General features: G+C 71.6%; 26 protein-coding genes. 21 read left to right on the forward strand and 5 right to left on the reverse strand.

What is annotated here, in order from left to right; genetic code table 11:
- The first annotated feature begins 11 nt into the window (after positions 1-11).
- The gene (locus C6W10_RS08680; protein WP_107263774.1) at positions 12-1,358 is read left to right on the forward strand and encodes an AAA domain-containing protein; all 1,347 of its coding nucleotides are present in this window, start codon (positions 12-14) and stop codon (positions 1,356-1,358) included.
- On the opposite strand, the gene C6W10_RS37190 is transcribed toward C6W10_RS08680, so the two are convergent.
- The 3 genes from C6W10_RS37190 to C6W10_RS08695 all read right to left on the reverse strand — a co-directional run bounded on the left by C6W10_RS37190 (position 1,355) and on the right by C6W10_RS08695 (position 3,975).
- A complete protein-coding gene (locus C6W10_RS37190; protein ID WP_159104520.1) occupies positions 1,355-2,119 on the reverse strand; it encodes a hypothetical protein in 765 nt (254 codons plus the stop codon). The genes C6W10_RS08680 and C6W10_RS37190 overlap by 4 nt on opposite strands.
- 66 nt (positions 2,120-2,185) lie before the next feature.
- Positions 2,186-2,725, reverse strand: a complete 540-nt coding sequence (locus tag C6W10_RS08690; RefSeq protein WP_107257621.1) for a flavoprotein — start codon at positions 2,723-2,725, stop codon at positions 2,186-2,188.
- Entirely contained in the window at positions 2,722-3,975 is a 1,254-nt protein-coding gene (locus C6W10_RS08695; RefSeq protein WP_159104521.1) for a helix-turn-helix transcriptional regulator, read from the reverse strand. Before C6W10_RS08695 ends, C6W10_RS08690 begins: the two co-directional genes overlap by 4 nt.
- Before the next feature lie 245 nt (positions 3,976-4,220).
- Here C6W10_RS08695 and C6W10_RS38445 point away from each other — a divergent pair, with 245 nt between their 5' ends.
- From C6W10_RS38445 to C6W10_RS08755, 12 genes are all read left to right on the forward strand, one after another.
- Complete coding sequence (locus tag C6W10_RS38445) at positions 4,221-4,568, forward strand: DivIVA domain-containing protein (protein WP_234361668.1); 348 nt, start codon at positions 4,221-4,223, stop codon at positions 4,566-4,568.
- Entirely contained in the window at positions 4,565-4,828 is a 264-nt protein-coding gene (locus tag C6W10_RS08705; protein WP_107257623.1) for a hypothetical protein, read from the forward strand. Before C6W10_RS38445 ends, C6W10_RS08705 begins: the two co-directional genes overlap by 4 nt.
- Before the next feature lie 246 nt (positions 4,829-5,074).
- Positions 5,075-5,479: a YbaB/EbfC family nucleoid-associated protein gene (locus C6W10_RS08710; protein ID WP_107257624.1), complete on the forward strand. Its 405-nt coding sequence runs from the start codon at positions 5,075-5,077 to the stop codon at positions 5,477-5,479.
- The gene (locus C6W10_RS08715; RefSeq protein ID WP_234361669.1) at positions 5,463-5,786 is read left to right on the forward strand and encodes a type VII secretion target; all 324 of its coding nucleotides are present in this window, start codon (positions 5,463-5,465) and stop codon (positions 5,784-5,786) included. The genes C6W10_RS08710 and C6W10_RS08715 overlap by 17 nt, the downstream gene beginning before the upstream one ends.
- Complete coding sequence (locus C6W10_RS08720; RefSeq protein WP_107257626.1) at positions 5,783-7,000, forward strand: WXG100 family type VII secretion target; 1,218 nt, start codon at positions 5,783-5,785, stop codon at positions 6,998-7,000. Before C6W10_RS08715 ends, C6W10_RS08720 begins: the two co-directional genes overlap by 4 nt.
- A 14-nt stretch (positions 7,001-7,014) precedes the next feature.
- Entirely contained in the window at positions 7,015-7,473 is a 459-nt protein-coding gene (locus C6W10_RS08725) for a SitI3 family protein (RefSeq protein ID WP_159104522.1), read from the forward strand.
- 269 nt (positions 7,474-7,742) lie between these two features.
- Positions 7,743-8,312: a hypothetical protein gene (locus C6W10_RS08730; protein ID WP_107257628.1), complete on the forward strand. Its 570-nt coding sequence runs from the start codon at positions 7,743-7,745 to the stop codon at positions 8,310-8,312.
- A 67-nt stretch (positions 8,313-8,379) separates the two neighbouring features.
- Complete coding sequence (locus tag C6W10_RS08735; protein ID WP_107257629.1) at positions 8,380-8,829, forward strand: hypothetical protein; 450 nt, start codon at positions 8,380-8,382, stop codon at positions 8,827-8,829.
- 171 nt (positions 8,830-9,000) lie between these two features.
- Positions 9,001-9,450, forward strand: coding sequence for a hypothetical protein (locus tag C6W10_RS08740; RefSeq protein ID WP_199853897.1), 450 nt, complete (start codon positions 9,001-9,003; stop codon positions 9,448-9,450).
- 75 nt (positions 9,451-9,525) lie between these two features.
- Complete coding sequence (locus C6W10_RS08745; RefSeq protein WP_107257631.1) at positions 9,526-10,068, forward strand: hypothetical protein; 543 nt, start codon at positions 9,526-9,528, stop codon at positions 10,066-10,068.
- A 43-nt stretch (positions 10,069-10,111) separates the two neighbouring features.
- The gene (locus C6W10_RS08750; RefSeq protein ID WP_234361670.1) at positions 10,112-11,107 is read left to right on the forward strand and encodes a hypothetical protein; all 996 of its coding nucleotides are present in this window, start codon (positions 10,112-10,114) and stop codon (positions 11,105-11,107) included.
- Between the two features lie 168 nt (positions 11,108-11,275).
- A complete protein-coding gene (locus C6W10_RS08755) occupies positions 11,276-13,129 on the forward strand; it encodes a LamG-like jellyroll fold domain-containing protein (RefSeq protein WP_107257633.1) in 1,854 nt (617 codons plus the stop codon).
- Positions 13,130-13,220: 91 nt separating this feature from the next.
- Here C6W10_RS08755 and C6W10_RS08760 read toward each other — a convergent pair whose 3' ends face one another.
- Entirely contained in the window at positions 13,221-14,102 is an 882-nt protein-coding gene (locus C6W10_RS08760; protein WP_107257634.1) for a serine hydrolase, read from the reverse strand.
- Between the two features lie 59 nt (positions 14,103-14,161).
- Between C6W10_RS08760 and C6W10_RS08765 the strand changes: the two genes are divergently transcribed.
- The 6 genes from C6W10_RS08765 (at position 14,162) to rpmG (ending at position 17,496) form a co-directional block, all read left to right on the forward strand.
- Positions 14,162-15,136, forward strand: coding sequence for a LysR family transcriptional regulator (locus tag C6W10_RS08765; protein ID WP_107257635.1), 975 nt, complete (start codon positions 14,162-14,164; stop codon positions 15,134-15,136).
- A 73-nt stretch (positions 15,137-15,209) separates the two neighbouring features.
- A complete protein-coding gene (locus C6W10_RS08770; protein ID WP_107257636.1) occupies positions 15,210-15,923 on the forward strand; it encodes a hypothetical protein in 714 nt (237 codons plus the stop codon).
- Between the two features lie 126 nt (positions 15,924-16,049).
- Positions 16,050-16,571: a GNAT family N-acetyltransferase gene (locus tag C6W10_RS08775; RefSeq protein ID WP_107257637.1), complete on the forward strand. Its 522-nt coding sequence runs from the start codon at positions 16,050-16,052 to the stop codon at positions 16,569-16,571.
- 86 nt (positions 16,572-16,657) lie between these two features.
- Positions 16,658-17,065, forward strand: coding sequence for a VOC family protein (locus C6W10_RS08780; protein WP_107257638.1), 408 nt, complete (start codon positions 16,658-16,660; stop codon positions 17,063-17,065).
- Positions 17,066-17,161: 96 nt separating this feature from the next.
- Positions 17,162-17,329, forward strand: coding sequence for a hypothetical protein (locus tag C6W10_RS37195; protein ID WP_159104523.1), 168 nt, complete (start codon positions 17,162-17,164; stop codon positions 17,327-17,329).
- Entirely contained in the window at positions 17,329-17,496 is a 168-nt protein-coding gene (gene rpmG, locus C6W10_RS08785) for a 50S ribosomal protein L33 (RefSeq protein WP_107257639.1), read from the forward strand. Before C6W10_RS37195 ends, rpmG begins: the two co-directional genes overlap by 1 nt.
- 51 nt (positions 17,497-17,547) lie before the next feature.
- Here the strand turns inward: rpmG and C6W10_RS08790 are convergent, their stop codons facing one another.
- Positions 17,548-18,129, reverse strand: coding sequence for a CGNR zinc finger domain-containing protein (locus C6W10_RS08790; protein WP_107257640.1), 582 nt, complete (start codon positions 18,127-18,129; stop codon positions 17,548-17,550).
- A gap of 298 nt (positions 18,130-18,427) precedes the next feature.
- Between C6W10_RS08790 and C6W10_RS08795 the strand changes: the two genes are divergently transcribed.
- Positions 18,428-19,348: a proline dehydrogenase family protein gene (locus C6W10_RS08795; RefSeq protein WP_107257641.1), complete on the forward strand. Its 921-nt coding sequence runs from the start codon at positions 18,428-18,430 to the stop codon at positions 19,346-19,348.
- Between the two features lie 122 nt (positions 19,349-19,470).
- Complete coding sequence (locus C6W10_RS08800) at positions 19,471-20,241, forward strand: DUF1963 domain-containing protein (RefSeq protein WP_107257642.1); 771 nt, start codon at positions 19,471-19,473, stop codon at positions 20,239-20,241.
- The last annotated feature ends 164 nt before the right edge of the window (positions 20,242-20,405 follow it).

The raw sequence follows: 20,405 nt of genomic DNA on the forward strand, positions 1-20,405 counted from the left end.
CCGGCCTGCTGATGCCCCGTGGTGGTGGGTCTGGACGGTTGGTGTTGCCGCCGGCCGAGGCGGCGCGGCGGGTGGTCGGGGAGGTGCTGACCGACCTGCACAGCGGGGACCACCGTGGGGTGGTGGTCGACTCGCCGCCGGGGGCCGGAAAATCGACCCTGGTGGTGCGGGCGGCGGGGGAGCTGGCCGAGGCGGGCGAGCCGCTGATCGTGATCGCCCAGACGAACGAGCAGGTCGACGACCTGATCGACCGGCTGGCGCAGGCGAAGCCGGAGCTGCCGATCGGGCGGTTGTCGGCGAACGACTACACGGCGACGGACCGGATCAAGAACTATTCGACGGTCCGGGTCGCGGCGAAGGTCGCGGACCTGGGACCGTCGTCCGTGATCATCGGTACGGCCGCCAAGTGGGCGCTGGTCCCGGAGGGGCGCTGGCCGTGGGCGATCGTGGACGAGGCGTACCAGATGCGCTCCGACGCGCTGCTGCGGGTGGCGGGGCGGTTCGACCGGGCGTTGTTCGTGGGTGACCCGGGACAGCTGGATCCGTTCTCGACGGTGGAGACGGAACGCTGGACCGGGCTGACCTGGGACCCGATGCAGTCGGCGGTGGCGGCGCTGCTGCGGCACAACCCCGATCTGCCGGTACACCGGTTGCCGGTGTCGTGGCGACTGCCGGCGTCGGCGGCTCCGGTGGTGGCGGAGGCGTTCTATCCGTTCACGGGGTTCTCGGCGGGGACCACGGCTGCGCAACGGTCTTTGTCTTTCGCGGCCGCGGGGTTCGGTGGTGGGCCGGTGGACGAGGCGTTGGAGACGGCGGCGTCCACCGGGTGGGCGCTGTACGAGCTGCCGGCGCGGCACACGCTGCGGACCGACGGGGAAGCGGCGGCGGCCTGCGCCCGGCTGGCGTTGCGGGTGCTGGAACGGGGCGCGGTGGCGGTGTCGGAGCGGGCGCCCGGCGGCGCTCCCGTGACCGCTGACCGGATCGCTGTTGGGGCGGCACACCGGGACCAGGTGGCGGCGATCCGGGCGCGGCTCGGGGCGGCCGGGGCCGGCATCACGGTGGACACGGCGAATCGCTTGCAGGGGCGGGAGTACGACGTGGTGATCGTGCTGCACCCGCTGTCGGGGCGGCGGGACGCGACCGCGTTCCACCTGGAGGCGGGGCGGTTGTGTGTACTGGTGTCACGGCACCGGCACGCGTGTGTGGTGGTGGCCCGGGCGGGGATCGGGGAGCTGCTGGACGCGCATCCGTCGACCGAGCCGGTGCACCTGAACGTACCGGTCAAGTTCCCGGACGGCTGGGAAGCCAACCAGGCGATTGCCGCGCACCTTGCCAGCAGCAGAAGCGCGGCGTACTAACCCGGGCCCAGAATGGAGGGCAAGAAGGCCGCCGGTTCCACGCACCGGACGGCCGGATGTCGAATCGCGTCCGCGTCCGCCGAGGCCGCTGCTTGCCAGATCTCCTGTACCGCCCTGAACAGGTGATCGACCCGAGGAGCAGCCTTGGCGCCCTGCGACTGGCTCGTGTCGAAGGCGACAGGCCGCCATCCCCCTTGACGAGTGCGGTGCTCCGAATTCGCAAGCGGGCGGAGCCACTCCTGAAGCCGGTGCTCGAGCGCGAGTCCGGCGACCGTTGGGGAGATGGCGTCGGGAATGCTGGCAGCCTCAGGAAGTGCCGGCCACATCACCACAAGCACGCGGTGCCAGATCTCTGGTGGAAACGTGTTCGCCAGATGATGGCTTTCCCCGATGGGCAGGTCGCGCAAGCGGCGTTGGGCATTGGCTGTCTGGCCGACGTACAGCAGACCCGCACGCAACCAGACGCCATAGAGCACAGGACCGCGGACAGGGCCCTGCCGGTCGGTAGCCCCCACCAGCGCCAACCCGAGTCTCTGCGCAAATTCGGAGCGGGCGCGTCGCCAGGCTCGCGCATCCTCCTCGTCCGTAATCAACTGCTGTAACGCCTCGTGCCAGTTTCGAACAGCGTCCAGCCGTCGACGATGCGTATCGTTCGGCGGGGTGCTGCCGTCGGCAGCAGGTTCGTCACCTGCGATGTGACAGGCCACCGTGGGCTGCTGATCGAGCCACCGATAGTCCGCCCGACGCGCCAGCTCCGTCACGTCGGCGAGCGTAGCGCGCTCGGTCGAGTCCCGAATCAGAGATCGGTCCGAATCTTGAGCCTCCGGTCAGCGACGATCCCGATGGCCTCCTATGAGCCGGAGCAGCTCGGCGGCCAACCGGCGCCACTCGAAGTTGCCGTCCGATGTCGGTGATCGCAGCGCCTCGGACGGCGTGAACATCACGCCGGCACCGCTGAGCAACCGGACATGGTGGTCGTACGCCGGGTGCGTGGTCAGGGCCGCCTTGGCGTACGGGGAGACGAGGATGGGCAGGCCGAGGCCGAGTGCCTCGTTGAGGATGCCCAGGGCGAGCGTGTCGTTGATGCCGAGCGCCCACTTGTTGATCGTGTTGAAGGTGGCGGGGGCGACCAGTACGGCGTCTGCCTTCGGCAGTTGGTCGGGCTCGTCAGGCCTGCGGCGTTCGGAGCGGACGAGGCTACCCGTCTGCTGCGCCAGAGCCTCCCGGTCGATCCAGCTCGCGGCTGTTGGTGTTGCAATCACCCGAACCGCCCAGCCGTCCTCCAACAGCAGCTCGATGAGTTCGTCGATCCGGAGGGCCGGTGGAGCGGCGCAGACCACGAGGTACAGGACCGGTTGCCCGCTCATGTCAGCAATCCTGCTCGCTCGGCCAGTGGGCGAAGGCCGGGAGTAGCCGACCGACGTTCCCTCGACATCAGGTCGAGCAGCAGTGCGCGAGCCTGCACGTTGACACGTACGGACTCGGGGGCGACTCGTTCCGCCTCCAGCAGGTGCAGTACCGCCAGCGAGCCGCCGTCGGACGCCATGGCGGTGGCCGCCGCCAGGTCCAGATGCACCTGAGCCCGTCGACCGACCAGCGCGGACGGTAGGCGCGAGGTGTCGAGCTTCGCGCCGATCTCGATGGCTCGACCGCCGTTGCCGGCCTTCACCGCAGCCGAAACGCTGTGGATGACGACGTTGGTCGGGCCGAAACCTGTCCACAGCCGGTTCTGGTCGGTCCTTAGTTCTGCGGCCAGGCTCTGGCCCTCGGTCAGCCGGGCGTTCGCTGCCGGCGTCTGCCCCTGCTTCGCGGCGATGACGGCGGCCAGAAGCAGCAGGGCACCATGCGCGGAAAGCAGATTGAGGTCGGTGGTGGGTCTCTTCTGCGCCAACTGCTCGATGCTGGCCTGTGTCACCCGCTCTGCCTCGTCCAACCGGCCGGGTAGCCGAAGAAGCGCGCAGGCGGCCTGATAGGCGGCGATGGACGCCAGCCCCAGGTCGTCGGCGACTCTTGCGGCGGTGGCTGCCCGATCCGCGGCCAACAGCGCGGTGTCCCCATCGCCAATCTTCACAGCGACCTTGGAGGCCGCGAGATAACCGGCAGCCAGCAGCCGAAACGCGCTGCTGCGCTGCGGCCATGATCCCTTGTTCGTCAGCTCGGTGGCGTGTCGGAGCAGCTCAGGCAGGAGGCGGGCAGCGCTGCTGTAGCTCGCCCGGTGGTAGAGGGCGTGAGTGCGGGTGACCTCACGGCGTACCTCGGTGAGGGTGCGAGCGGGCCGCTCCGGTTGCGACTCGGGCAGGTAATCGGTGAGGAAGGTGCGTAGGCCGCTGAGCAACTCGGCTCGGACGGCCGCCGAGGAGGAGTGACGCGAGTCGTCTCCCATGGTCTGTCCCCGTCGGATCGGTGTGGTCACATCGCAGAGCATGTCGTCGAGCTGGTCCAGCGTTACCTGGAGCACCTCGGCGATACGCGTCCGATGCCAGGGCTGTGGATCGGTCTCGGCGCCCTCCCACCGTACGACGGTCGACCGTTCCACCCCGAGGACCTCGGCCAGCCGCTCCTGGCTGTACCCGAGCGCCTTGCGGCGCTCGCAGAGCCGATGTCGTTTCAAGGGCACAGCAACTCCCTCCGTATGCCCGCAACTGTAGTGACACTCCGTTGATCGAGCGGACACCCAGATGCCTCAGTTTTGCGCCGATGCGGCTTCCAAATCGCTGTAGTCCCTGCTCACGGTCATCGAAAGGGTGAAGTGGTGGCCCGGGGCGGGTGCCGGGCTCCGGTCGGTACGCCACGTGTGGTCGTGCCGGTCGTCCCCGCCCGCCTCGGTGCCATCCGAGCAACCCGACGAACCGAGGGAGGAACATGAACCAGGCCGGTGAACGTCTGCGCCCCGCCGTCATCCGCGTCGCCTCCGCCGTGATGCGCCGCCGATGGCGTGGCCTCGACCCCAACGAGGTCTACGAGTTCCTCCGCCTGGTCGCCGCCGAGGTCGAGCGCCTCGAACGCGACGCCACCACCGCCCGCAGCCAGGCCGAACGCGTCCGCCAGGGGCTACGCCAGTGGCAGGCCCGACACATCGGCTGCACGTTCGCCGATCCACCCGCCGACGCCACCGCCCAACCTCCGCCACACACCCGGCCCGCCACCGGGCGCCGACCCGTCAACGGCACCGACCAGGACCGGCAACCCCGCAACGGCGGCCGCTGGTGAGCGCCCCACACTGGGTGATCCACCTTCCCGCCACCCTCACCAGCCACCAGGCGACCGTCGACCTGCTCGTAGCCCTGCGCACCTCGCTCGCGCACGTACCCGTACTCGATTTTGGCGAGGTGACCATCTCGGCGGAGGACGAGCAGTCGACGCGTACCCGAATATGGTGTGACGCCGCTATCGACGAGCCCCGCGCCGGCCCCGGCAGCCGGCGGCGGTGCAACCGTTTCGTCAACCACCCCGGACCCTGCGCCCACTGACCGCGAACGGCGACCGATGGCCGCCCGCTTCGGATCCTCCCCGGCGAACGCCCGCACGTCGTCCACGTTCACCCGAGCTTCCCGCCCTTCCGGACGAGCTGTCCGAAGATGACGGTTGTCACTCCCGTCCGCCTTGACCAGCAACGGCTCGAAATTGCGTGCGCTGGCTAACATCGACGTCGCTCCAGCTGTCAATGGAACTCGAAGGGCCGCTGGCCTGAGCAGGGCCGGGGAGGGGAGCGACGCGTGCTGGGTGACGAGCGGGATCTCGATGAGGCCGAGCGGTGGGTCGATTCCTGGGAAACGCAGATCGAGGAACGGCTTCGGCGGGCTCGCGAGCTGTCGCAGCGGGTCTCGGAGTTGACCGCGACCGGCCGCAGCGGTGACGGCCTGGTGGAGGTTACCGTCACCGGGTCGGGCACCATCACCGGCCTTTGGCTGGACGAGGGCATTCGGCGGCAGCCGGCGGACCGGACGTCCGAGCAGATCCTTGCCGTGATTCGGCAGGCGATGGCCGAGTTGGCCACCCGGGTCGCTCGGGTGACCGAGGAGACGGTGGGCGCCGACAGCGACACCGGGCGTGCGGTGATCTCCTCGTACGCCCACCGGGTGCCGCCCGTCGCGGAGGATGACCGTGACGGCCGGCGGTGACGGCATCCAGGCAAATGCCGCCGACCTGCGCGCGCACGCCGGCCATCTCGACGCGGTGGCGGGCGATCTGGCGACGGCGAAACAGGCGGGCGACGCCACCCGACCGGGGCCCGAGGCATACGGCCGGCTCTGCGTGATCGTGCCCGCCCTGCTCGGTCAGTTGCAGTCGATCCTGGTGGAGGGCATCGACGCGGCGGCGGAGTCGGTGCGGGACACCGGCGCCCGGGTACGGTCGGCGGCCGACGACTACCAGTCGACCGACGAGCGCAGCTCGGCAAAGCTGGACCAGATCCGGGGTGGGCGGTGAGCGTCAACCCGCTGGTGGCCACCCCGCAGGAGACCTCTCCGAGCCCCTGGTCCGGGATCTGGATCGCCGAGGACATCGAACTGCTGATCCAGGGCATCGAAAGCGGCAGCTGGATCGATGGTGTCCTCGGCGGGGTCAGCGCCGGGCTGGACGCCCTGGCCCTGGTGAGTGATCCGGCCGGCGTGCTTCTGCAGTACGGCATCGCGTGGTTGATCGAGCACGTGAAGCCGCTGAGTGAGGCGTTGGACTGGTTGGCCGGCGATCCGGCGCAGATCGCGGCGTACGCCCAGACCTGGCGGAACGTGGCCGGTTCGCTGCGGGAGAGCGTGGCTGACCTGGCCCAGCAGGTTCGGGCCGACGTCAGCGACTGGACCGGCAGCGCCGGCGACGCGTACCGGTCCTGGGCCAAGGAGCAGCAGGACGCGATCGCCGGACTGGCGAAGGCCGCCGACGCGATGGCCGTGGCGACCGAGAGCGCGGGTCAGTTGATCGCCGGGGTGCGGATGCTGGTCCGGGACGCGATCGCCGCCCTGGTGTCCCGGCTGGTGGTCTACGCCGCCGAGTTGCTGGCCACCGGCGGCTTCGCCGCCCCGCTGGTCGTGGAGCAGGCGCTCACCCTGATCGCCTCGTGGGCCGCGAAGATCGCCCGCTGGGTTCGGGCACTGCTGAGCAGCCTGCGCAAGTTCGCCTCCTTCATCGGCCGCCTCGACGAACTCATTCCGGCGCTGAAGAAGATCCTGGAGCGGCTGCGCGGCCGCCTGGGCAAGGGCGGGAAGGGCACCACGAACCCGTCCCGCAAACCCGATCCCGATGCCAAGCCCCGGGGCGATCGGACCGACGCGCATCCGACCAGGAAGAAGGATCGGGCCCTCCGACGCGAGAACGAATCAGCCGATACGCTCGCCGAGCATGGGTACGACGTCGAGCAGAACCCACCGGGTAAGCCGAACGGGAAGAACCCCGACTACAAGATCGAGGGGGAGTACTTCGACTGCTACGCCCCGGAGTCCCGCAACCTCGATCAGATCCGTAAGGGAATCAGCGACAAGGTGGCTGACGGTCAAGCCGACCGGATCGTCCTCAACCTCGACGACTGCCCACGATCCCAGCAGGAGATCGAAGACATCCTGCGCCGCAAACCGATCGAGGGGCTGCAAGAGGTCAAGATCGTCAAGGACGGTCAGGTCATCCCCTTCTATCCGTTCACCTCGTAAGATAGGCACTGCTCATGGCAATGGAATACGTCCTGTACGCCTCCGCCGATCTGACGACCGAAAAGTTCAGCACCTTCATCGCGAATGCCACCGGCGGCGAGGTCCTGGGCAACTTCGTCCGGAGCGACGCGCTTGACGTGACCGCCCGCGAGGAAGACCCGGACGAGGTGTCACCGATCGCCGGCATCCTCGGCTTCGAGCATCGGGTGACCGCGACGTTTCGGCTGTCGAACCGGGCGACCGAGGAAGCGCGCGACGAGGCCACCCGGACGATGATCCGCGTGGTGCTGGCGTTCTTCAACGACTATCCGGCGTACGGGGTGCTGCTGTTCAACAACGAACGGGTCATCCTGCAACGAGTCGACGGGCCGGTGGTGATCGACAGTTCCTGGGAGGACTGGGCGGAGGTGCCGGGCATGCAGCACCTGGTCGCAGGTCTTGAGCGTCGCCACCTGGCGCAGCCCCTGCTGTAGCTCCGAGCCGCCCGTCGACCCGTACGCCAGCGCGCCGCTCGATCCCGACCTGCCGCCGCCGGTCGACCCGTACTTCGGCCCACTGCCGGGCCAGGAGCAGCCGTCACCGCCGGGCGGCTGGGATGGCGCCGGTCCACCCGCATCCACATCGAACCTGGGCCGACGCGCACAGATGTCGCTAATCTCTCACGTTCGGCAGCAGAGGGAATCCATGCCGAAATGTGCCAGGATAGCCGTACATGGATGTCTGACCTCTGCGGGAGGATCGGGTGGCGTTCTGGCACGTCCGAGATCGGATACGCCTCGAAGCGGGGCATGTCCTGGACCTGGCCTCGGACGGTGGCGGCTTCGGCATCCAATACTGCGAGACGGCCCGTACCGCCACACGCCCGACACACGGCAAGGCCGAGCAGCGAATCCAGTGCGGACACTGTGGACAGACGGTCGTCTTCACCGTCTACTCCACCGCCCTGACCCGGCGGCACCGCTTCGTCGCGTACGGCCTCGGCGCCGCCCTGCTGGCCGTCGCCGCCCTGGTCTACGGCATCGGCATCGACGCCGTCGTCTCGGCCACCAGCCCGCTCTGGCCGCTGCTCCTCGCCGCGGCCGAGATCGCCCTGATCGTGCTGGCCCTCGGATTCCTCGGCTATGCCGCCATGTTCGAGTACGGCGTCCGGTCGCCCCGGATGTGGCGGGGTGGGCCGGTACCGCGCGACTCCCACCTGGCGATGTTCGACCCGCATCTCGGCAGCAAGCCGCTGGCCCGCACCGGCCGGGCCAGCTCCTCGATCCACCACCAGCACACCGACGACCGTCCCGCCGGGTCAGGCCCGACCTGACCCCGCCCCCGGCCAGCATCGCCGCGCCCTCCTCTGGGCGTACCTGCACCTGATCGAGGCGGCGGGAGTGTCCGCCGGGTCGGCCGCGCTGACCGTCTCCGGCTACTGGGTCGCGCTGCTCGTCGGGCGCCTGCTCCTCGGCCCGGTCGCCGACCGGTGCGGGGCACACCTGGTACTCCGGGCGGCCCTCGCCACGACCGTCACGGCCGCCGTCCTGCTGCTGCTTCCCGGCCGTACGGCCACCGCCGGCATCGTCCTGCTCGGCCTCGCGGCGGCACCGATGTTCCCCCTGCTCATCCTGACCACCGGCGAACGGGTCCACGCGGACTCCGCCAGGGCCAGGACCAGCAGGCACGGGCCGAGCGATCCGGCACCGGACCGGTCCAGGATCACGCCGACCGTGGCCGGCACGATCGCCGCCCCGGCCGCCGAGGCCGCCACCTGGATGCCGATCACCCGGTCGGCCTCCACGGTCACGTACGCCGTCGCGACGCGCAGCCGGCCATCGGGCGGCTAACCCGGCCGGCCGGTTCGCCAGTCCCACGGCGGAGCGGCAGCTCGCTCCTTGTCCTATTCAGGGCCATATACTCCGTCCGTGAGATGTTTGAGGACCTTAGGGGGAATTATTCTCCTGTCGGGTGCCGTTCCAGCGGTTCTGCCGGCCGAGCCGGCCGCCGCTGCTACGTTCGTGGTTTCCCGGCTGCGGCAGACCGACCTGTCGATCACTGTCCCGGCGACGGCCAGTCTCGGGGCCGGCCTGCCCGGCGCCACCCTCAGCCGCCGGCTTGGCGTGGTCACCGTGCGGGACAGCCGGCCGATCAACCCGAACACCTGGACGGTGACGGTGACCTCGACGCCGTTCATCACCGGTTCCGGTTCGGCGGCGCAGACCATCCCCACCAGCCGGGTGTCGTACTGGTCCGGCCCGGTCACCCGGCACACCGGGGGTGGCAACCTGGTGCCGGGTCAGCCCACCAGCGCGCAGGCACAGGCGTTGACGGTGCCTCGCATCGCGTTCCGGAAGACCTCCGGCAACGCCAACAACCGGGTGAGCTGGATGCCGACCCTGGTGGTCAGTATTCCGTCGGGCGCGGTCGTCGGCCTCTACCGAGGTACGGTCACGCATTCCGTCTCCTGACCGCCTCGTCCATGCTCCTGCCGGGCTGGCGTCGAATGCCCTATTTAGGCGGGTTTGGTGTGTTGCAACCTCTGCATGAAGAAGATGCTCGCGCCCACGTTCTGCCTCGCCGCAGCCACCCTGCTGATCGCCACGCCGGCGGCGGCCCAGCCGTCCGCAGACACCATCGTGACGTTCACCGTCGCCACGGCCAACCTCACCATCGAGGCGCCCGCCGCGGTCAACCTCGGCTCGGCCTTCCCCGGTCAGCGCCTCAGCGGACAGTTGGGCACCGTGACCGTCCGTGACCAGCGGGCTGCCGCGAACGCCACCTGGACCGCCTCGGTCGTCTCCAGCGAGTTCCGCACCGGCGACGGCGACCCCGGGCAGATCATCCAGCCACAACTGGTCGAGTACTGGTCCGGGCCGGCGACCTCCACGACCGGCACCGGCACCTTCGTTCCCGGCCAGCCCACCGAGGCGGACCGGGTCAGCCTCAGCGTGCCCCGCACGGCCTTCTCCAAGACCTCCGGCAGCGGCAACAACTCCGCCAGCTGGAACCCGACGTTGGTGATCAACATCCCGTCCGACGCGGTCGGCGGCCTGTACACCGGGACGGTAACCCATTCTGTGTCGTAACCGGCGGTCCCTGGCGGGCTGCGCCCTCACCCTCGCCGTACTCGTGCTGGCGGGAGCGCCCGGCGCCGCCGCCGATCCGTCCCCACCGGCCGCGTCCACGGCCCCGCAGGTCGGGGTGAGCGTCCGGCTGCTCGACGCGCCGGTGAACCGGCGCGAGGACAGCCGTGCCTACCACTACATCGTCGACCACGTGAAGCCTGGCACCACGGTCCGGCGCCGGATCGTCGTCTCCAGCGCCTCGGAGATCCGCCGCGAGGTCGCCGTCTATCCGGCGGCGGCCACCGTCGACAAGGCCACCTGGGTCGTCGCCCCCGACCGGACCGCGAACGAGCTGTCCAGCTGGGTGACCGTGGACCGCAACCGCCTCGACCTCGATCCCGACGAACGGGCGACGGTGTGGACCACGATCAGGGTCCCCGAGGACGCCGCGGCCGGGGAACGCTATGCGGTGCTCTGGGCGCAGACCGCCGGCCTCGCCGACTCCACCGTGCGGCACATCGGCCGGGCCGGGGTCCGGATCTACCTCTCCGTCGGTCCCGGTGGCGAACCAGCGTCCGACTTCACCATCACCGACCTGACCGGCACCCGGGCCCCCGACGGCACCGCCACGCTCACCGCCTCGGTGACCAACACCGGCAAGCGGGCCCTCGACCTCGACGGCACACTCCAGCTCAAGGACGGACCGGACAACCTCAACAGTGGCCCGTTCAAGGTCGAGGCACCCACCCTCGCCCTCGGCGCCACCGCGACCGTGCAGGTGCCGATCGGCCGGAACACCCCGGACGGCCCGTGGACCGCCAAGCTGGAACTGGCCAGCGGCTGGACCAGGCGTACCGCCACCGGCCAGGTGACCTTCACCCGTCCCGGCGCCGTGGCCAAACCCGCCGACCGGAGCCGTACCGTCCTGCTCGCCGGCCTGGCCGGGTCCGCGATCGTGCTGGCCCTGCTCGTCGGCTACGCCGTCCACCAGCGCCGACGCGCCGACCGGCCGGTGCCGCTCGGGACCGGCTCCCTGGCCCGGCACGCCTCCCGGAAGTAGCCGCCACCACCGGGCCACCGCCTCCGCACCGCCCTGCGGCGCCGGCAATCCCGGCGCGGCGCGACCGCCACGACCCGAGGAGTACGACGATCTGAGGAACGACGAACCGCGGAGTACGACAATCCACGGCGCGACGGTCCGCGGAACGACGATCCGAGGAGTACGACGATGGAACAGAACCCGAGCCGGCGCGGGTTCCTCCAGGGCGCCGGACTGGTCGGGGCCGGGATGGTCAGCGGCGTCACCACCGGGGCGCTGCTGCCGGCCGCCACCCTCGCCTGGCAGCGGGTCGACGCCGACGAGCCGGCCCCGGACACCGGCTCGCCCCGGTTCACCCTCGCCGTCATCCCGGACACCCAGTACCTCTTCGACGGCGAGCGGGGCGACAGCGCGCCGCTGGCCGCGACACTGCGCTGGCTCGTGGCGCACCGGGCGGAGCGGAACATCGTCCTCACCGCCCACCTCGGTGACATCGTCGAGAACGGAGCCGCCGCCGAGCTGGCCGAGGCGGGCCGGGTCTTCGGGATCCTCGACCGGCACCGGATGCCGTACAGCGTGCTGGCCGGCAACCACGACGTCGACGCCTCCACCACCGACCAGCGTGGACCGAGCCCCTACCTGGAGGTCTTCGGTCCGCACCGGTCACGCCGGCTGCCGACGTACGGCGGCGGCACGCCGGACGGCTACAACACGTACCACGTCTTCACCGCCGCCGGACGCGAGTGGCTGCTGCTGGCGCTGGACTGGCGACCGTCGGACGGCACGCTCGACTGGGCGCGGTCGGTGCTGGCGGCGCATCCGACCAGCCCGGCGATCCTGACCACCCACGACCTGGCCGACGCCGACCACGCCGGTGCCACCTGGCTCTCCGGGCACGGCCAGCGGCTCTGGGACCGGCTCGTCAGGGACAGTGACCAGATCTTCCTCACCCTCAACGGGCACTACTGGCCGCCGGGGCGCACGGTGCTGCGCAACAGCGCCGGCCGGGACGTGCAGGTGCACATCACCAACTACCAGGACCGCTACTACGGCGGCGGCGGGATGCTCCGGCTCTACTCGTTCGACCTGGCCCGGAACACGATCGACGTCGAGACGCTCTCGCCGTGGATCCTCGGCCAGCCGGCGCAGCGGCGCAATGTGCTGGCCCGGCGGGAGGTCGAGCTGACCGACCCGGCCAACCGGTTCAGCCTGGCGATCGACTTCGCCGACCGGTTCGCCGGCTTCGCCCCGGTCGCCCGCCGCGCACCGCGCGGGCCGGCCGCCGTGGTCGGTGACGGCGTCGTCGCGTACTGGCGGTTCGACCAGGGGCGGGACGGTGCGGCGGTACCGGACGGCCACCGAATCGAGGATCTCTCCGGCCGGGGCAACCACCTGACCCGGCTCAGCCTGCCCGGTGGCCGGCCGGAGGCGCTGCGCTGGTCGACCGAGCACCACGACGACCAGCCGGCACACGCCAGCCTCTTCTTCTCCGGCGGCCGGCGGGCGACCCCGGGCGGCTGTCTGGGTACGGTCGACGGTGCGCCGCTGAACGCGGCGACGTTCGGGCACGGCTACACGATCGAGGCGTTCGTGAAGCTGCCGGCCGACGTCCGGCAGATCGGCTCGGCCGGGATGGGCATCCTCAGCCGGTACGGCACCGGCCGGGACGCCGGCAAGACCGGGGCCGACCCGGCGGAGCCGACCGCGCTGCTCGGGCTCTCCGCCGGGATGGCGCTGAAGTGGGCCGTCTTCCCGGTCGAGCTGGACGGCATCGTCGCCAACTGGGGGCACGAGCTGACCGCCGGGGAATGGTTCCACGTCGCGGTGGTGAACGACGGCCGGCTCAGCACCCTCTACGTCGACGGCGCACGGCTGCTCCGCAACCCCTCCGTCGCGGCGTCCGGGCTGGCCGCCTCGGGCGACTCGTGGCTGGTCGGGGCGGACCACCGCGACCGGATTCTGCGGCCGGGCTTCTACGGGTGGATCGGCGACATCCGGATCGCCGACCGTCCGCTGCCGGTCGACCGCTTCCTCCGGGCCTGACCGCCCCGCCGTCCGTTCCGCTCTCCCACCGGCGGGGCGGCCGATATTGGTTCGAGTATCAGACCAGCTCGTGGGGGTGGGCCGGGACCGGTCAGCCGGCCCGCAGGGCCTCGACGGCGGTCCGGGCCGCCTCGCCGATCGCCAGGTCGACGTCGATCCGGCGGGTGGCCAGCCGCCGGGTCCGGGCGAAGACCGCGATCGCGTACCGGCCGCCGTCCGGATACTCCGCGACCCCGGCCTCGGCGTGCAGGCCGGGCAGGGTGCCGGTCTTCGCGGCCACCCGTACGCCGGGCGGGAAGCCGGAGGCGATCCGGGTCCAGAAGAGCTGCCGGCCCATGAGTTCCCGGACCAGCGCACCCGCCGGCGCCGGGCCCGCCTCATCCCGCCAGATCAGCCCGAGCAGCCGGGTGACGTCCCGGGCCGTGCTGGAGGTGGTCCGCTCCGGGTCGTGCACCCGCATCGCCCGGATCCGCTCCTCCGGCAGCAGCGGGAAGATCTGCGCGAACTCGGCGTCGTCCCGCGCGCCGACGTCGGCGTACATCGACTCCAGGAGTTGCCGGGGCCCGCCGAGGATCCGGGTACGGGTCAGCCCCAGCTCGGCCGCGAGCAGCGGCAGCACGTCCGGGCCGACCCGGCGCAGCAGCAGGTCGGCGGCGCTGTTGTCGGTGACCGTCATGGCGAAGTACGCGAGGTCGCGCAGCGACACCTCGACGTCGTCGGCGCAGCCGGCCGTACCCCAGCCGCCCAACCGGTCCTCGGCGCGCACCACCACCCGCTCGGTCGGGTCGAGCTGCCCGGCGGCGGCCTGCCGGGCGAACTCCAGGACCAGCAGGATCTTGAAGATCGACGCGAGCACCACCTGGTCGTCGGCGCCGACGCCCAGCTCGGCCCCGCCGTCGATGTCGGTGACGTGCAGCCGGGCGTCGACTCCCACCTCGTCGAATATCCCGGTGATGGCTTCCAGGGTCGGCACCTGGCGACGATAGCCGGCCGGCGGGCGGCTCCGATATCCGAACTCATATCATCGGCCGGGTGGACCTGGCCCGGCACCTGCGGCAGTTCGTCGTGGTGGCCGAGGAGCTGCACTTCGGCCGGGCCGCCGAGATCCTCGGCATCGCCCAGCCGCCGCTGAGTCAGTCGATCCAGCGGCTGGAGCGGGATCTCGGCGTCGTGCTCTTCGACCGCTCCCGGCGCCAGATCAGCCTGACCACCGCCGGGCAGCTCCTGCTGGCCGAGGCGCCGACCCTGCTCGCCGCCGAGGAACGCATCCGGATCGTGATGCGCAAGGCCCGGGACGGCGAGATCGGGACGTTGCGGGCCGGGGTACCGCCGGAGACCCCGGCCGTCACGCTCCAGGCGCTGCTGGCCGGGATGGCCGACCGGGCACCCGGGCTCGACGTGGACCTGCACGAGCTGACCAGCGCGGAGCAGCTTCGGATGCTCGCCGAGGCCCGCCTCGACGTCGGGCTGGTGCACCATCCGGTACGGGGCGAGGGGCTGCGGGTCGGGCCGGCCGTCGAGGTCCGGTTGGGGGTACTGCTGCCGCGTGCCTCGCCGCTGGCCCAGCTGCGGGAGGTGACCCTGGCCGACCTCGCCGGGTACGACCTGGCGATCTTTCCTCGGGCCACCGCGCCGGACTGGCACGACCAGGTTCTCGACGTCTGCCGCCGGCACGGCTTCACGCCCCGGCGGGTCCGGCACGCCGGCAACCCCGAGTTCCTGTTGGCTCTGGTGCTCGCCCGGCGGTGCGTGGCGTTCGAGCCGGAGTCGACGGCCCGCCGGGAGCCGCGGGTCGCCTGGCGGCCGTTGACCGAACCGGTGTTGCGGCGCCGCACCTCGGCGGTCTGGCCGGACCGGGCGGCGCATCCGGCCGCGTCGACCTTCGCCGAGACCGCCGCAGAGATCCTCGCCGGCCCGGCACCGGCCGCCCCGACCGTGCTGCGGCCGGGCCAGCCCCGACCGTGGTCGGTGGTCTATCCACCGGACGACTTCCCCGAGCGCGCCTGACAGTGGCCGGGCCGACGGGGGCGCTCGGTAGAGTGACCGGTCGTCCCGGCCCCGTACCCCCCGGAAGGTGCGCATGACGGTGTCTGCCCAGCGGGCCCGACGGTGGCGGCAGATCCTCTTCGAGCTGCGGCCCGCGCTTCCCGGCGAGTGGTCGGTCCGGGGTACCGGGCTGGGCATGTCGCTGGTTCGGGAGCCGCTGGACTGGGCACTCGGCTGGATCGGCTACTCCGGTTCGCCGAGCCGGCCCGTGGGGTGGGCCGCCGCCGGGGTGCAGCCGCTGGTGACGCCGCCGCTCGGCTTCGGGCTGACGTACGGCATCCGGATGGACGAGGTCCGCTCCGGTCCGCGTACCGTCGACCTGCTCGCCGACGACGCGGCCGACGCCATCCGGCGGTTCGTACTGGACGCGGGCCTGGCGGAGATCGACGCCTGGCCGGTCGAGCGTCTCGCCGAGGTGGCCGAGCGGGACTTCGCCCAGGATCCGCACCGGCGCGGCAAGCACTGGGACCACCTACCCGGCTGGCGGGTGGTCACCGGCAGCGGATCACCTGTCGAACCCGCCGAGCAGCTCACCGCGCTGTGCCGGCAGAAGGCCGGTACGGCTTCCGGACGGGGCAGCCGGCGGCTGGCGGAGCGGGGCACCTTCTACGAGCGGCTCTGCGAGGAATGGCATGAGGGTGGATCCGGGGCGGCGCTGCGGCTGCTGGCCGAGCAGCGTGACCAGGCGCTCGGCAGCTGGAAGCTCGACCGGTTGGCCACCGCGCCGCGCCCCGACCCCGGCCCGTGAGTCGACGTCCCGTCCTGCCGCCCGGCGGCGTTTCCCGCGCGGTAGAAAGCGGCGGTGGTTTCCGGTGGGATCGTCGCCCCGACCGGCTTGAATGGCGGAGAGCGACGAGCGGAAAGGTGGGGTGACGTGGCCGGAGGAGCGGATCGGGTCCGGATCGAGCCGTGGAGCGAGGGTGACCTCGACCTGCTCCGCCGGATCAACATCCCGGAGATGAAGCGGCACCTGGGCGGCCCGGAGACCGAGGAGCAGGTCCTCGCCCGGCACGAGCGGTACCTCCGGTTCGGCGGTGGCAGGCAGGGGTGCATGTTCCGGGTGGTCGCCCTGCCGGACGGGGTTGCGGTCGGCAGCGTCGGCTACTGGGAACGGGACTGGCACGGCGAGCCGGTCTACGAGATCGGCTGGAGCATCCTGCCGGAACACCAGGGCAGAGGGCTGGCCACGGCGGCGCTGCTGGCCGTCGTCGACGAGGCCCGGGCGCGGCGAGACCGCCGGTACGCCCACGCCTATCCCTCGGTCGACAACGCCGCCTCCAACGCGGTCTGCCGCAAGGCCGGGTTCGAGTTCCGTGGCGAGACCGACTTCGAGTTCCCGAAGGGGCGGCTGATGCGCTCGAACGACTGGCGGCTCGACCTGACTGACCTGAGCTGACCGACCTGAGCTGACCGGAGCCGGCCGGAGCCGGCCGGCGCTGAGCTTCGGCGCCCCGTCCGGGCGATCCGGGTAAAGTCCTGTCGATGCATCGTTCCCGGACGTACGCGATCATCATCGACACGCCGGAGGGGGAGGTCGACGCCGCCGCCGACTTCTGGTCGGGGGTGTTCGGCACCCCGGCCCGGCCGGAGCCGGGCGAACCGCAGTTCCAGGTGTTGAGCCGGGCGATTCCCGGGCTCACCACGGCGATCCAGTCCGTCGACGCTCCGGCCCGCTACCACGTCGACATCGAGACGGACGACGTGCCGGCCGAGGTGGCCCGGCTGATCGCACTCGGCGCCACCGAGGTCGCGACCTGGCTGGAGTGCCACGTGCTCCGGGCACCGGGCGGTCACCTGCTCTGTGTGATCCCGGTGGCGAGTGATCCCGAACTGTTCCGCTCCGAGGCCCGCACCTGGCCGGACCCGCCGTCCGAACTGGACGGTGCGTAGCGGTGGTCGGGCGCCTGGTGGCGAGCCCGGGGTGGGGGCGGCGCTGGGAGTGGCCGGCGGACGGGTCCGGGCGGCGGGGTTAGAGTCGCCCGCCCGGTGGAACTCGGCGGGCGGGGCCGGGGGAAGTCCTGGTCGGGACGAAACCGGTCGCCGCGGTACTTCGCGGTCGAGGAGGAACAGATGTCCAGACGAGTCGCCCGCGCGAACGCCAAGCCGAGTGACGGCACCGAGCGGGTCTCGGTGCGGCGGGAGGTGACGCTCTGATGGCCCGGCGCAACGACGTACGCCCGATCGTCAAGCTGCGCAGCACCGGCGGCAGCGGCTACACGTACGTGACCCGGAAGAATCGCCGTAACGACCCGGACCGGCTGGTGGTGCGCAAGTACGACCCGGTGCTCCGCCGGCACGTGGAGTTCCGCGAGGAGCGCTGACGGCCCGGCCGCCCCGGCGCTGTGGGCCGGGGCGGCGTCGCCGCGGGACGGTCAGCCGACCGGAGTCGGGGTCTTCTCCTCGATCCCGGTCGCGACCGGTGCCTGCGCCTCCACCGCGGCCCGCTTCCGGGCCCGGTGCGCCGCCACGTGTGACCGGGTGGCGCAGCGTTCCGAGCAGAACCGGCGGCAGCAGTTGGACGAGGTGTCCAGGTAGACGTTGCCGCACCGGTCGTCGGCGCAGACGCCGAACCGGGAACTGCCGTACTCGCACAGCCAGACCGAGAGGCCCCAGACCGCACCGGCGAGGAACTCGGCACTCACCGAGGCGCCCCGGCTGGTCACGTGCATGTGCCAGTCCTTGGCGTCGTGCCCCGATATCCGTGGCTGGACGGGATAACTCTCCAGAAGTGAATTCAGTTCGGTCACCGCGTCGGCGTCCCGTCCCGAGGAACCGAATTCGAAGACGTCCCGCAGGCGTTTCTGGGCCCGACGGAAGGCGGCGACGTCCCGTTCGGTCACCTCGTCGCGCATCCAGCCGTGTTCGTCGGTGAAAACGGCCCGCAGGCCGTCGAGGTCGTCGAGTCGCGCGTTGACGAGATCGACCCCGGTCCGGGCGTACGCGTCGAAGTTCACCCGACAACCGTAGACGACTTACGGCTCCGGTGGCGCGCCCATGTAGCGGGGAAGGAACGGCGAGTAGCGATCGGTGCTCCGGGACCGGCCGGTCGGTGGCGCGGGCACCGGATGCCCGCCGGTCACCGAGCAACCGCCTGCGGACCAGACGATGATCCGATAACAATGGTCCCGGGCGGAATCGCAGCCAACGCCACTCTTCGTCCGGTAAGTCGGAGGTCGGGAGAGGGCGGCGGCGGAGGACGGCCGGGCCTCCGGTCCCCGCGTACGGGCAAGCGGCTGGCGTTACGCTCAGCTCATGCTCCGATCGGTCATCCTCGCCGCCTCCCGGTCATCCCGGATCGAGCGGCTCGTCGAGACGGCCCCGTTCACCCGGGACGTCGTACGCCGGTTCGTCGCCGGCACCACCACCGACGACGCGCTGCGCGCCACCCGCCAGCTCGTCGCCGACGGTCTCGCGGTCTCCATCGACCACCTGGGCGAGGACACCGTCAGTGCGGACCAGGCCATCGCCGTCCGGGACGAATACCTGGCCCTGCTCGGCGGGCTCGCCGGGGCCGGGCTCACCCCGCCGGCCGAGGTCAGCGTCAAGCTCTCGGCGCTCGGGCAGAAGTTCGACGAGCGGCTGGCCCGGGAGCACGCGCACGCGATCTGCGCCGCCGCCGCCTCGGCGGGGACGACGGTCACCCTGGACATGGAGGACCACACCACCACCGACTCGACCCTGGACATCCTCGCCGAGCTGCGCAAGGACTTTCCGGGTACCGGGGCGGTGCTCCAGGCGTACCTGCGGCGTACCGAGGCGGACTGTCGGGAGCTGGCCACCCCGGGGTCGCGGGTGCGGCTCTGCAAGGGGGCCTACAAGGAGCCGGAGTCGGTGGCGTACCAGTCCGCCCGGGAAGTGGACAAATCGTACGTCCGGTGCCTGAACGTCCTGCTCGCCGGCCAGGGGTACCCGATGGTCGCCACCCACGACCCCCGGCTGATCGCGATCGCCGAGGACCGGTCCCGGTGGTTCGACCGTACGCCGGAGGAGTTCGAGTTCCAGCTCCTCTACGGGGTACGCCCGGACGAGCAGAACCGGCTCGCCGAGGCCGGCCACACGGTACGGGTCTACCTGCCGTACGGCACCGACTGGTACGGCTACCTGATGCGTCGGCTCGCCGAGCGCCCGGCCAACCTGGCGTTCTTCGCCCGCGCCGTGGCGACCCGGGGATAGCGCACGGTCCTCGGTCCCGCCCGGCGCTCGGCCTGACTGGGATCGGCCCGCTCGGCCTGACTGGGATCGGCCCGCTCGGCCTGACTGGGATCGGCCCGCTCGGCCTGGCATCCTCGGACGATATGGACTTCTCCCGCGCGGTGGCGGCGTTGCGTGCCGCCCTCGCCGACTCACCCCGGGCACCTGCGGCTCCCGATCTGGTCGAACAGATCCTCGGCCTGCTCCGCCCCTCGGTCGGACTCGCCGTACCGGCCCGGTCCCGCAACGGCGGAACTCCCGGCCCGGTCGCCGGCTGGTACGGCGGGCTGCCCGGGCTGCCCGACGACGTGCCGTGGCCGCACCACCGGGGTCGGCCGATGACGCTGCTGGCCCGGCTCGACTGTGCCGCGCTGGCGCCGCTGCTCGGTCCGGAGTGGACACTGCCCCGGGACGGGGCGCTGCTCTTCTTCATCGACGAGTGGCAGCACGCCGACTTCGGGGCGGACCCGGGTGACGACGGTTGCGTCGTGCTGCACGTACCCGTCGGGGTGCCGGACCGGGCCGCCCCGCCGGAGGTGGTGCCGATCCCGGCGCTGCCGCTGGTCGCCGCCCCGGTCCTGGCCGCTCCCGACTACGCCGAGCCGGAACTCGCGCCGGTCTTCTCGACCGACCCGATCAGGGTGATGAGCCTGGTCGCCGAGATCCGCGACCGGCTGCCGACGGTGCGGCACCGGCTGCTGGGCTGGCCGGACGATCCGGTGGCGGATCTGCCCGGCCACCGGCCGCTGCTGACGCTTGAGGCCGAGGAGGGGACCGCCTGGGGCGAACTGGTCGGTGTCTCGTTCTGGATCGACGGCCCGGACCTGGCGGCGGGCCGGCTGTCCCGGGTACGCCGGGTCCTCGACGTCGCCTGACCCACCCGCCCGGCCCTGCCGGGTACCCGAAAAGGCGCATCCGGCCCGCCGAGGGTGCGATCTGCTGATCGTTCCCCCCGACGGACCGGATGCGTCCGCTCCGTCACCGGTGGTGGTCTCCGTTGCCGGCTACCCGTCACCGGTCACCTGCGCCTCGGATGTCG

The organism is Plantactinospora sp. BB1, from assembly GCF_003030385.1.
Taxonomy (GTDB): Bacteria; Actinomycetota; Actinomycetes; order Mycobacteriales; family Micromonosporaceae; genus Plantactinospora.